General features: G+C 72.6%; 14 protein-coding genes and 1 pseudogene. 10 read left to right on the plus strand and 5 right to left on the minus strand.

The features are described from left to right. Positions 1–50 precede the first annotated feature (50 nt). Together HW445_RS08135 and HW445_RS08140 are read left to right on the plus strand one after the other, a co-directional pair. Positions 51–848 (plus strand): VOC family protein, encoded by a 798-nt coding sequence (locus HW445_RS08135; protein ID WP_180220347.1) that lies wholly within the window; start codon positions 51–53, stop codon positions 846–848. A 60-nt stretch (positions 849–908) separates the two neighbouring features. Further along, a complete protein-coding gene (locus tag HW445_RS08140) occupies positions 909–1628 on the plus strand; it encodes a ribonuclease H (RefSeq protein ID WP_180220348.1) in 720 nt (239 codons plus the stop codon). Between the two features lie 25 nt (positions 1629–1653). On the opposite strand, the gene HW445_RS08145 is transcribed toward HW445_RS08140, so the two are convergent. After that, the gene (locus HW445_RS08145; RefSeq protein WP_180220349.1) at positions 1654–2106 is read right to left on the minus strand and encodes an SRPBCC family protein; all 453 of its coding nucleotides are present in this window, start codon (positions 2104–2106) and stop codon (positions 1654–1656) included. 171 nt (positions 2107–2277) lie between these two features. On the opposite strand from HW445_RS08145, the gene HW445_RS08150 reads away from it, so the two are divergent. After that, entirely contained in the window at positions 2278–3261 is a 984-nt protein-coding gene (locus HW445_RS08150; RefSeq protein WP_180220350.1) for an aldo/keto reductase, read from the plus strand. Between the two features lie 82 nt (positions 3262–3343). On the opposite strand, the gene HW445_RS08155 is transcribed toward HW445_RS08150, so the two are convergent. Then, complete coding sequence (locus HW445_RS08155; RefSeq protein WP_180220351.1) at positions 3344–3691, minus strand: hypothetical protein; 348 nt, start codon at positions 3689–3691, stop codon at positions 3344–3346. Between the two features lie 122 nt (positions 3692–3813). Next, positions 3814–3972 (minus strand): hypothetical protein, encoded by a 159-nt coding sequence (locus tag HW445_RS32760; protein WP_218956714.1) that lies wholly within the window; start codon positions 3970–3972, stop codon positions 3814–3816. A gap of 876 nt (positions 3973–4848) precedes the next feature. Here HW445_RS32760 and HW445_RS08165 point away from each other — a divergent pair. Beyond that, complete coding sequence (locus tag HW445_RS08165) at positions 4849–5331, plus strand: DUF6328 family protein (RefSeq protein ID WP_180220358.1); 483 nt, start codon at positions 4849–4851, stop codon at positions 5329–5331. Between the two features lie 120 nt (positions 5332–5451). Here the strand turns inward: HW445_RS08165 and HW445_RS08170 are convergent, their stop codons facing one another. Both HW445_RS08170 and HW445_RS08175 read right to left on the minus strand, forming a co-directional pair. Further along, a complete protein-coding gene (locus HW445_RS08170) occupies positions 5452–5895 on the minus strand; it encodes an SsgA family sporulation/cell division regulator (RefSeq protein ID WP_180220353.1) in 444 nt (147 codons plus the stop codon). Between the two features lie 94 nt (positions 5896–5989). Continuing rightward, positions 5990–6961 (minus strand): LLM class F420-dependent oxidoreductase, encoded by a 972-nt coding sequence (locus tag HW445_RS08175; RefSeq protein ID WP_180220354.1) that lies wholly within the window; start codon positions 6959–6961, stop codon positions 5990–5992. Positions 6962–7031: 70 nt separating this feature from the next. On the opposite strand from HW445_RS08175, the gene HW445_RS08180 reads away from it, so the two are divergent. The 6 genes and pseudogenes from HW445_RS08180 to HW445_RS08205 form a co-directional block, all read left to right on the plus strand. Further along, positions 7032–7448, plus strand: coding sequence for a helix-turn-helix transcriptional regulator (locus HW445_RS08180; RefSeq protein ID WP_218956716.1), 417 nt, complete (start codon positions 7032–7034; stop codon positions 7446–7448). Between the two features lie 10 nt (positions 7449–7458). Then, positions 7459–7878 (plus strand): VOC family protein, encoded by a 420-nt coding sequence (locus HW445_RS08185; protein WP_180220355.1) that lies wholly within the window; start codon positions 7459–7461, stop codon positions 7876–7878. 150 nt (positions 7879–8028) lie between these two features. Next, positions 8029–8715 carry a DUF998 domain-containing protein gene (locus HW445_RS08190; protein ID WP_180220356.1) on the plus strand — a complete coding sequence of 229 codons (687 nt, stop codon included), beginning with the start codon at positions 8029–8031 and terminating at the stop codon, positions 8713–8715. Further along, complete coding sequence (gene pip / locus HW445_RS08195; RefSeq protein ID WP_308798638.1) at positions 8708–9682, plus strand: prolyl aminopeptidase; 975 nt, start codon at positions 8708–8710, stop codon at positions 9680–9682. Before HW445_RS08190 ends, pip begins: the two co-directional genes overlap by 8 nt. A 233-nt stretch (positions 9683–9915) precedes the next feature. Next, complete coding sequence (locus tag HW445_RS08200) at positions 9916–10656, plus strand: class I SAM-dependent methyltransferase (protein ID WP_180220357.1); 741 nt, start codon at positions 9916–9918, stop codon at positions 10654–10656. Between the two features lie 83 nt (positions 10657–10739). Next, positions 10740–11043, plus strand: a pseudogene (locus HW445_RS08205) (hypothetical protein); the annotation flags it as partial.

Below are 11043 nucleotides of genomic sequence, written 5' to 3' on the forward strand. Positions count from 1 at the left end.
GCGGGCCGGGCAGCATGGAAACCGAACCATCCACGAACGGAGGCCGCACCATGGCCGCACAACCCGAGGGCACCCCGATCTGGGCGGACGCGATGTTCGCCGACCTGGAAGGGGCCAAGAAGTTCTACGGAGAGGTCCTCGGCTGGACCTTCGGCGAGTCCAGCACCGAGTTCGGCAACTACACGGAGGCCTACGCGGACGGCAAGGCGGTCGCCGCCGTCGTCCCGCCGATGCCCGGGGCGGAGGAGCAGTCCGCCTGGTGTCTCTACCTCGCCACCCCCGACGCCGCGGCCACCGCCGCGCGGATCCGGGAGAACGGCGGGGAGATCGTCCTCGAGCCGATGCAGGTCGCCGACTTCGGCACCATGTGCATCGCACGCGACCCCGGCGGCGTGGTCTTCGGCCTCTGGCAGCCGGGCAGGCACACGGGCTTCGACGCCGTCGGCACGCCGGGAGCCTTCTGCTGGGCCGAGATCTACACCCGGGACGCCGAGAAGTCGGACGGGTTCTTCCCGTCCGTCTTCTCCTACAGCCAGAAGGACATGCCCGACGACAAGATCGACTTCCGGGTGTACGAACTGAACGGCGCCCCGCTGCTCGGCCGGATGAGGATGACGGAGGAGTACCCGCCGGAGGTGCCTCCGCACATCAACGTCTACTTCGCCGTCGCCGACTGCGACGAGGCCGTCGCCAAGGCGAAGAAGCTCGGCGCCCAGGTCCGGTTCGGGCCGCAGACCAGTCCCTTCGGCCGGTTCGCCACTCTCACCGACCCGCACGGGGCGCCCTTCTCGGTCCTCGACCCCGACACGACGGAGGGTGAGATGCCGCCGCTCGACGAGGTCGGCTGACACCGCCCGGTTCCGCGCGGTCCCGTTCCCCTCGGGGCGGGGCCGTGCGGCGTGCGTGGGATGATCGTGCCCATGCGTGCTGAACGACTGGTCGCCGCCTGCGACGGCGCCTGCAAGGGAAATCCCGGCCCCGCCGCCTGGGCCTGGGTGCTGGCCGGGAGCGGAACCGCTCCGGAGACCCCCACCCGCTGGGAGGCCGGCCCCCTCGGCACCGCGACCAACAACATCGCCGAGCTGACGGCCCTGGAGCGGCTGCTCGCCGCCACCGACCCCGAGGTGCCGCTCGAGGTCCGGATGGACTCCCAGTACGCCATGAAGGCCGTCACCACCTGGCTCCCCGGCTGGAAGCGCAACGGCTGGAGGACGGCCGCCGGCAAGCCCGTCGCCAACCGTGAACTGGTCGTCCGCATCGACGAACTGCTGGCCGGCCGCACCGTCGAGTTCCGGTACGTCGCCGCCCACCAGGTCGACGGCGACCCGCTCAACGACTTCGCGGACCGGGCCGCCAGCCAGGCCGCGACCGCCCAGGAACCCGCGGGCAGCGGCCTCGGTTCCCCCGAGCCCCCGCCGTCGCCGGCGCCCGCCGCAAAGAAGACGCCCGCCCGTACGCGTGCGTCGCGTACGGGCGGGCGGGCCGCCTCGGCCGGGGCGTCGGCACGGACCATCAAGGCCAAGTTCCCGGGCAGGTGCGGGGTCTGCGGTCGCGGTTACCCGGCGGGCGAGCCCATCGCCAAGAACGGGCAGGGCTGGGGGCACCCGGAGTGCCGCGCGGCCGGCTGAGACCGGCCTCACCGGCACGGCGCCGTCAGAGCACGGTGCCGCGCCACTCACCGGTCTCGGTGCCGCGCTCCTCGATGAACTTCTTGAAGCGCTGCAGATCGGCCTTGGCGTTGCGCTCCACGAAGCCCAGCTTGTCGCCGATCTTCTCGGCCGCTCCCTCGGGCCGCAGCCGCATGCGGAGGTTCACCTTGGTGGCGCCCGGGGCGACCTGCTGGAAGGTCACCCGGCCCTCCTGCGAGGTCTCGCCGCCGACGGTGGTCCAGCTGACGCACTCGTCGGGTATCTGCTCGGTGATCTCCGCGTCGAACTCGCGCTTGACGCCGTCGACCTTGGTCACCCAGTGCGTGAGGGTGTCGGTGCGCTGCTCGATCCGCTCGACCCCGCTCATGAACTCGGGGAAGGTCTCGAACTGCGTCCACTGGTTGTACGCGGTGTGCACAGGAACGCGGACCTCGATGGATTCCTCGATCACGGACACGTGATGTCCTCCTTCGCGTAGGTTGCGTGCCGTGCGTCTTGCCGCCCGCCCGGGAGGCAAACGGGGTTCGGCGAAGAAGCGGAAGTGCTCTTTCCGCAATGCCCGTCGTGAACGCCCGTCGCGCGTGGCCCCCCGACGAGGACGGTGACCTGGCGTGACAGACTGATCCGCATGGAACAGCGAGTAATCGGCAGGTCGGGCCAGAGCCTCTCGGCCATCGGACTCGGCACCTGGCAGCTGGGCGCCGACTGGGGCGACGTCGAGGAGAAGGACGCGCTGGCCGTCCTCGAGGCGGCGGCGGAGGCCGGCGTCACCTTCTTCGACACCGCGGACGTCTACGGGGACGGACGCAGCGAACAGACCATCGCCGCGTTCCTGCGCGGCCGCCCGGACCTGGACATCACCGTCGCCACGAAGATGGGACGCCGCGTCGACCAGATCCCGGAGAACTACGTCCTGGAGAACTTCCGGGCGTGGAACGACCGCTCCCGCCGCAACCTGGGAGTGGAGCGGCTGGACCTGGTCCAGCTGCACTGCCCGCCCACGGCCGTCTACTCCTCCAACGAGGTGTTCGACGCCCTGGACACCATGGTCGAGGAGGGCCGCACGGCCGCCTACGGCGTCAGCGTCGAGACCTGCGCCGAGGCCCTCACCGCGATCGCCCGGCCGCACGTGGCCAGCGTGCAGATCATCCTCAACCCGTTCCGGATGAAGCCGCTGCTCGAGGTACTGCCGGCCGCGGCGGAGGCCGGCGTCGGCATCATCGCCCGCGTCCCGCTCGCCTCCGGGCTGCTGTCCGGCAAGTACACCAAGGACACCGTCTTCGCGGCCAACGACCACCGGACCTTCAACCGGCACGGCGAGGCCTTCGACCAGGGCGAGACCTTCTCCGGAGTGGACTACGGGACCGGCGTGGAGGCCGCCGCGGAGTTCGCCGGACTGGTGCCGGCGGGCTTCACCGCGGCGCAGGCCGCGCTGCGCTGGATCATGCAGCAGCCCGGGGTCACCACCGTGATCCCCGGCGCCCGCAACCCCGAGCAGGCCCGCACCAACGCCGCCGCGGCCGGCCTGCCGCCGCTCTCCGAGGAGACGCTGGCGTCGATCCGCGACCTCTACGACCGCCGGATCAAGGAGCAGGTCGAGAACCGCTGGTAGTCCGCCCGCCGGCCTCCGGCGCGCCGACGACGGAGGGCGGGGCCGCTCCCTGGGGAGCGGCCCCGCCCTCCGCGTGTCCGGGTCACGCCTCGATGAGCAGTTCCTGCTCCTGTTCCTGGTCCCCGGAGACGGTCCCCCGGTCGCGCACCGTGAACGTCGCCGCCAGCGTCTCGCCGGCCTTGTGGACGGCCTCGGGAGTGCCCTGGAGGGTCACCGTCATGGGATCGGCGACCCCGGTGCGGCCGGAGGTGTCCGGCGGCGTGGGGGCGGAGCTCTCCGTCTCGCCGAAGATCGCGGTGTGCACCGTGGCGTGCTCGTCCTTGGGCTGCGAGTCCGGGGGCCCGAAGACGGGCTCCAGGGTGCGGAGGACCGCCTGGGCGTCGGAGCAGTGCCCTCCGGTGAGGGTGATGGTGAGCTGTGTGCCGGTCATGTTCCGCGGGTCCCCTCGGCCGAGATCGCCTGGCTTCTTGCAGCCTGACGGGTAACCGTGCGGGCGATCCCCGAAACCGCCTCCACCGCCTCCGTGCGGATCCGGAGCGTGCGCGGGTGCCGTCAGCCGGCGTCCGTCACAGGGGTGCAGACCGCGTAGACGGTGTAGGTACCGGTGGTTCCGGCGCTGTTGACGAAGGACACCGTCCACGTGTCACCGTCGGACGGGTACGACTCGTACATCTGCACGGTGAGGTTGTTGCCGCCGAGCGGGGTCACCACTCCGCCGCCCGTGACGGCGGTGCCGGGGTCGCAGTCCGCGCTGCCGGAGTTGAGCTGGCTCGTCAGGGTGAAGTCCTCCTCGACGATCCGGGGCGGCAGGGTCGGCCCCGCGGGGCCCTGAGGACCTTCGGGTCCTTCCGGTCCCTGGAGGCCTGCCGGCCCTTCGGGTCCTTCCGGTCCCTCGGGTCCTGCCGGTCCTTCCGGGCCTTGGACGCCGGCCGGTCCCTCGGGTCCCTCGGGTCCCGCGGGTCCTTCCGGTCCCGTCTGCCCTTGGGGCCCGGCCGGACCGGCTGCTCCCGCGGGACCGGCGGGGCCGGCTGCTCCCGCGGCTCCCTCCGGCCCCGCGGGTCCGGGGGGTCCGGCAGGGCCGGGCGGCCCGGGTTCCGGCCGCGTACAGGCGTGCGAGCAGTGGTGTCCGTCCTCACCGCCGGCGACTGCCGTGGCCGCCGCTCCCGTGAGCAGTGTCCCGGCCAGTAGCGGAGCGGCGGCACACCGCAGCAGGGTTATGCGTTCCGGCTTCATTCGTCCTCCGTGAGCACCGTGGTTTGCGGTTCGGCGTGGTTTCCGGCCGGCGTGGTTTCCGGCCGGCCGTGCGCGCCCGCGACGGCGACGTGCCGCGTCGGCGGGAAGCGCACCGGTCGTGCAGATACCACCACGCACGGACGGTCACCGCTCCTGGTGCGCGTCCCTTCGGGGGCACCTCGCCGGAAGTCCGGGGAGGAGGGCACGACACTCCGGCGGTCCTCCCATATGCCGGTTGACCCGGGGAACTCCGGGCAGAAGGGGCTGTCGGACAAGGCCCCGCGGACAGGAGGAAGGGTGACCGGTAACCGATCCGGCGACACGAGCGGCGACGAGGACGGCCCCGGCGGCGGCATGGGCGGGCGGCTCAACAAGGGCCGCAACGAGACCGAGGAGGAGGCGGCCGACCGGAAGTGGGGCGAGCTGATCCAGGAGGTCAGGGTCGCCCAGACCGGCGTGCAGATCCTCTTCGGCTTCCTGCTCACCGTCGTCTTCCAGCCCGGGTACCAGGAACTGGGCGAGACCGACCGGGGGATCTACCTCGTCACCGTGGTGCTCGGCGCGATGACGACCGGCGCGCTGATCGCACCCGTCGCCCTGCACCGCATCGTCTCCGGCCGCCGGGTCAAGCCGCAGGCCGTGCAGTGGGCGGCCCGGGTGACCTTCACCGGACTGATGCTCCTGCTGGCGACCATGACCTCGGCGCTGCTGCTCATCCTCCGCGTCGCCACCCACGACGGCTTCGTGCCGTACCTGGTCGCCGGGGTGCTGGCCTGGTACGTCCTGTGCTGGTTCGTGCTGCCGCTGTGGACCCGTAAGCGCTACACCTCGAAGTAGCCGTCACACCTCGAAGCAGCCGTCCCGGCGTCCGTCGCCGCACGACGAAGGCCCGGCCCGCTTCCGCGGGACCGGGCCTTCGTCCGCTCGTCCGGCAGCCCCGTGCGCGCCGAGGGCGCCTCACCCGTTGGCCAGCAGCTCCGAGAGGAACCCGTCCACCTCGATGTGCTCGTCGCCGGGGGCCACCACCCGGTAGCTCTCCTCCAGGAACCGCTCCACGGCCGGGGCCCAGGCGTGGACGACGGCGTGGTGGCGCTCGCCGTCGCCCTTGTGCTCCCCGTAGAAGTCCATGCGCAACTCGTGCCAGCCGCGCGCGTAGCGGGGGGAGAACCGCACGTCACCCTCGCCGACCGGCCGGCGCAGGCCCTCCGCGAGCATCTCGCGGGCCAGTCGCCAGCGGGCCAGCACCCGGCCGTCGTGGCTGAAGGTCGCGGTGACCGCGAACGGGTCGTCCATGTCGTAGCTCAGGTGCGCGAGCACCGCGAAACGGTTGGCGTCGCTGCCGCTCCCGCCCGACTGGAGCTGCATCACAACGGCCCTGTGCACGAACGCGCTCGACTTCATCGAGACCTCCGGGGGAGTGGACGAGATGTACCGTGCACACCCTGTTACCCCCACTCCCCGCACCCATGACCACCGACTTCCGGCGTGGGGGAGGTCACCCGAAGGCGTTGCGCAACTCCGGCAGCAGGATGCGCTCGGACCACTCCAGGAACGCGTGCTGGGACTCCCCGCCGATCTGTACCAGGGCGACCTCGGTGAACCCGGCCTCCGCGTAGGGCCGCACCGCCTCGACGAAGGCCTCCGGATCGTCACCGCAGGGGATCGAGGCGGCCACGTCGTCCGGCCGCACGAACTGCGTGGCGGAGGCGAACGAGTCCGGGTGGGGGAGTTCCGCGTTGACCTTCCAGCCCAGCCCGAACCACCGGAACTGCTCGTGCGCACGCCGCACCGCGGTCTCCCGGTCGGGGTCGAAGGAGACCGGGAGCTGCCCGACGCGCGGCTTGCCCTCACCGCCGTGCTGGTCGAACAGGTCCAGCAGCTCCTTCTTCGGCTCGGTGGCGATCACCAGGTCGGCGTAGTGCCCGGCCAGCGCGCAGGACTGCTCGCCGGAGACCGCGATCCCGATCTGCGGCGGGCGCTCCGGCAGGTCCCACAGCTTGGCGGAGTCCACCTGGAAGTGCTCCCCGTGGTACGTCAGGTGCCCGCCCTCCAGGAGCGCCGTGATGATCTCCACGGCCTCCTCGAACCGTTCGTGCCGCACGTCGACCGTGGGCCAGCCCTCGCCGGTGACGTGCTCGTTGAGGCTCTCGCCGGACCCCAGCCCCAGCCGGAAGCGGCCCTGCGACAGCAGCTGCAGGGTCGCCGCCTTCTGCGCCACCACGGCGGGGTGGTAGCGGAACGTCGGGCAGGTCACGTACGTCATCAGCGGGATCCGCGTGGTCGCCTGCGCGGCCGCGCCCAGCACCGCCCAGGCGTACGGGGCGTGCCCCTGTTCGCGCAGCCAGGGGAAGTAGTGGTCGGAGGTCACCGAGAAGTCGAAACCGGCCTCCTCGGCCCGCACCACGTGCTCGACCAGTTCCCGCGGACCGGCCTGCTCGGTCATCATCGTGTATCCGATTTGCACCATGACCGCCGCGTTCCCGGCACAACGGACGGAAAACTGGACCGTCGGTGCGCTGTGGGAGGCTGGACGGGTGATGCTCGAGGATCTGGTCCGGCTGCGCCGGGCGCGCGACACGATGGACCGCGATTACGCACAGCCGCTGGACGTACCCGCACTCGCCGGCGTCGCCCTGATGTCGCCGGGGCACTTCTCGCGCAGTTTCCGCGCCGCCTTCGGTGAGACGCCGTACAGCTACCTGATGACACGCCGCGTCGAGCGGGCCAAGGCCCTGCTGCGCCGGGGCGACATGTCGGTCACCGAGGTCTGCTTCGCGGTCGGGTGCACCTCCCTCGGGTCGTTCAGCTCGCGCTTCACCGAGCTGGTCGGCGAGACCCCGAGCGCCTACCGGGCCCGCGACCACTCGGCGGACGCCGCCGTGCCGCCCTGCGTCGCCAAGCTCTACACACGACCGGTCAGGAACGGAGAAGCGCGCACCGGGCCCCGCGCCTAGCGTGGAGCCCATGGACATCAAGCTCTCGCAGTGCTTCATCGCCGTCGACGACCACGACAAGGCGCTCGCCTTCTACCGCGACGCCCTCGGGCTGGAGGTGCGCAACGACGTCGGGTTCGAGAACATGCGCTGGGTGACCCTGGGCGCCCCCTCCCAGCCGGACGTCTCCGTGGTGCTGGAGCCGCCGCTCGCCGACCCGAACGCCTCGCCCGCCGACCAGCGGGCCATGGCCGAACTGCTCGCCAAGGGACTGCTCCGCGCCGTCATCTTCGCCACCGAGGACGTCGACGCCACCTTCGAGCGCATCCGCTCCAGCGGCGCGGGCGAGGTCCTGCAGGAGCCGACCGACCAGCACTACGGCGTGCGTGACTGCGCCTTCCGCGACCCCGCCGGGAACATGGTCCGCTTCCAGCAGCAGCGCAAGGGCTGACCCGGCCCGTCGGGTGGGGGCGGGCGGCGGCCGGTGGGCACACGCCCTCCTCGGCCGCCGGACGGCACGGCGCTCCCGGCGTGCCCGGCGTGCCCGAACCCTTGTGCCCTGGTCGACTGGTCGCACGATCGTCGTGCGAGGGAGGCACAGGTGAGGGACCGGCTGGGGCACGCCGTGTGGGCGGTGGGGGTCGCGCAGTTCTTCGCGGTCCACTCGATCGTCGAGTCCGCGTGGAAGCGTCCGTACAGCTGGGCGGCGCACAACATCAGCGACCTGGGCAACGTCACCTGCGGCCCGCAGGGCCGCGAGCCGGCGCCACGATACGTCTGCTCGCCCGAACACGCCCTGATGAACGCCTCGTTCGTCGCCCTGGGCGTGCTGTTCCTGGCCGGGGTGGTGCTGGCCGGCGGTCTCTGGCGCGGCGGGCCCGCCGGCACCGCGGCCCGGGTGGCCCTCGGGACGGCGGCCGCCGGCTTCGCGCTGGTCGGCCTCGCCCCCGCCGACGTCGACGAACGCCTGCACGTGCTGGGCGCCCTGCTGGGCATAGGGGTCGGGAACGTGGGGCTGCTCCTGTCGGCGGCCGGTCTGTCGGACCGGGTCGCCGGGGTGTGGCGTTGGGGCGCGGCGGCGCTGGGCGTCGTCGCGTCCACCGCCTGCGTGCTGCTGCTGCTCCGACAGGACCTCGGTCTGGGCATGGGCGGGATGGAGCGCGTCGCCGCCTACCCGATCCTGCTGTGGGCCTTCGCGCTCGGGGTGGCCGGCCTGTTCGGACGGGCCGGTAGGGTTGCGCGGTCGACGCCGGTGCGCCGGCCGGAGAAGGGGGAGCGTCGTGCCTGAGCCGGAACCGTCCGGGCTGTACCCGCAGACCGAGCCCCATGCGAGCGGAATGCTCGACGTGGGCGACGGCAACCGGGTGTACTGGGAGGTCTGCGGCAATCCCGAGGGCAAGCCCGCCGTGGTGGTGCACGGGGGCCCCGGCTCGGGGTGTTCGCCCCGGGCACGGCGGGTCTTCGACCCCGAGCGCTACCGCGTCGTCCTGTTCGACCAGCGCAACTGCGGCCGCAGCACCCCGCACGCGAGCGACCCGTCGGTCCGCATGGAGCACAACACCACCGAGCACCTGATCGCGGACATGGAGCTGCTGCGCGAGACGCTGGGGATCGACCGCTGGCTGCTGTACGGCGGTTCCTGGGGCTCCACGCTGATCCTGGCCTACGCCGAGAGGCATCCCGAACGGGTCTCCGAGATCGTCGTCGCCGGGGTCACCACCACCCGGCGCGCGGAGATCGACTGGCTCTACCGGGGGGTGGGCCGCTTCTTCCCGCAGGACTGGGAACGCTTCCTCGCCGGAGCGCCGGGCACCACGCCGGACGGCGACGTCGTCGGGGCGTACGCGCGGCTGATGGCCGACCCCGACCCCGAGGTGCGGTCCCGCGCCGCCGCCGACTGGTGTGCGTGGGAGGACGCCGTTCTCGCCGCCGAGGGCGGCAAGGAGACCAAGCCGTACAGCGGGCGGCCGTCGGAGGCGGTGCTGGCGATGGTGCGCATCTGCTCGCACTACTTCGCCCACGGCGCCTGGCTGGAGGAGGGGCAGCTCATCCGCGACGCCCACCGGCTGACCGGCATCCCCGGCGTCCTGGTGCACGGCGAGATCGACCTGAGCTCCCCGCTGGACACCGCGTGGCAACTGTGCCGCAACTGGCCGGACGCCGAGCTGATCACCGTCGGGCGGGAGGGACACCTCGGCGGAGGGGTCACGCGCCGGCACGTCCTGGCCGCGCTGGACCGGTTCGCGGGGCGCTGACGGCAGGAGCGGCGAAAGAGCGGCGAAACGTGCCCCCGGGTCCCCGCGGAACCGGGCCGTCACGGCCCCCGCGGGCACCGCCCGCCGCACGGCGCGCCCCCCTCGGCGAGGGTTCCCGGCGTGACGCGCGTGGTCCGCCGACGGGCCGTACGCGGGCTCCGCGTCATCACTGTGACCTGGGCCGACTCCCTTGCGGAGCCTAGGATCCGGGCATGGACCACACCCCACGGAGCATGCGCAGCGTACGCACGGCCGACGACGTCCTCCGGCTGATGGACGGGCTCTTCGGGTCCGCCGCCGACCGGTGGACGGACGGTGCCGCCGACTGGTGGGACCGCTTCTACTCCGACCGCACACGGGACGTCCCCTTCTTCGCGTCCCGGCCCGACGAGAGCCTGGCGTCCTGGCTCGACCGCGGCCTCGTCACCCGCGGCCCGCGCGGCCGCGCCCTGGACCTGGGGTGCGGGCCCGGCCGCAACACCGTTCACCTGGCGCGTCACGGATTCGCCGTCGACGCGGTGGACCTCTCCCCGACGGCGTTGAGGTGGGCCCGGGAGCGGGCCGAGGAGGCCGGCGTCGAGGCGGCCTTCCACCGCGCCGACGCCTTCGCCCTGACCGAGTCGGACCTCGACGGGCCGTACGACCTGATCTACGACTCGGGCTGCTTCCACCACCTGCCGCCCCACCGCCGCGTCGGCTACCTGGCCTTCCTCGACCGCTTCCTCGCCCCCGGCGGCGCCTTCGGCCTCAGCTGCTTCGCCACGGGAGCGGAGAACTCCGGGACCGAGCTCTCCGACCTCGACCTCTACCGGGACGCCCGCGCGCACGGGGGAGTGGCGTACGGCGACGACGACCTGCGGTGGATCTTCTCCGAACTGACCGAGGTGGAGCTCCGCCGGATGCGGCGGCCGGACCCCGACGCGGAGACGTTCGGTGAAGCGTTTCTCTGGGCCGGTCTCTTCCGCAGGCCGTGACGGCGGGCCTGAGGCGCGCCGCGCGGATGCCGTGATGCCGCCCGCGGTGCCCGGTGTCGGACCGGCCTGGCACCATGCCGACCATGGAAATCGCACACGTACTCGACGGCCTGGACGACCGTCCCTGGTCCGCCGCCTCCCACGCCTACGGCGCCGCCGACGGCCTCCCCGACCTGCTGCGCGCCCTGGCGGGGCCGGACGACGCCGCGGCCGACGAAGCTCTGTCCGAGCTGTACGGGTGCGTGCTGCACCAGGGCACGGTGTGCGCCGCGACCGTCGAGACCGTGCCCTTCCTGGCCCGCATCGCGGCGGCCGGGCACCGGACCGCCGACGTGCTGGCGCTCCTCGGCGGCATGGCCGAGAGCGAGGACGAACACGCGGTGGCGC

The sequence above is a fragment of the Streptomyces sp. UH6 genome (genome assembly GCF_013421635.1).
GTDB classification, from domain to species: Bacteria; Actinomycetota; Actinomycetes; order Streptomycetales; family Streptomycetaceae; genus Streptomyces; species Streptomyces abyssomicinicus.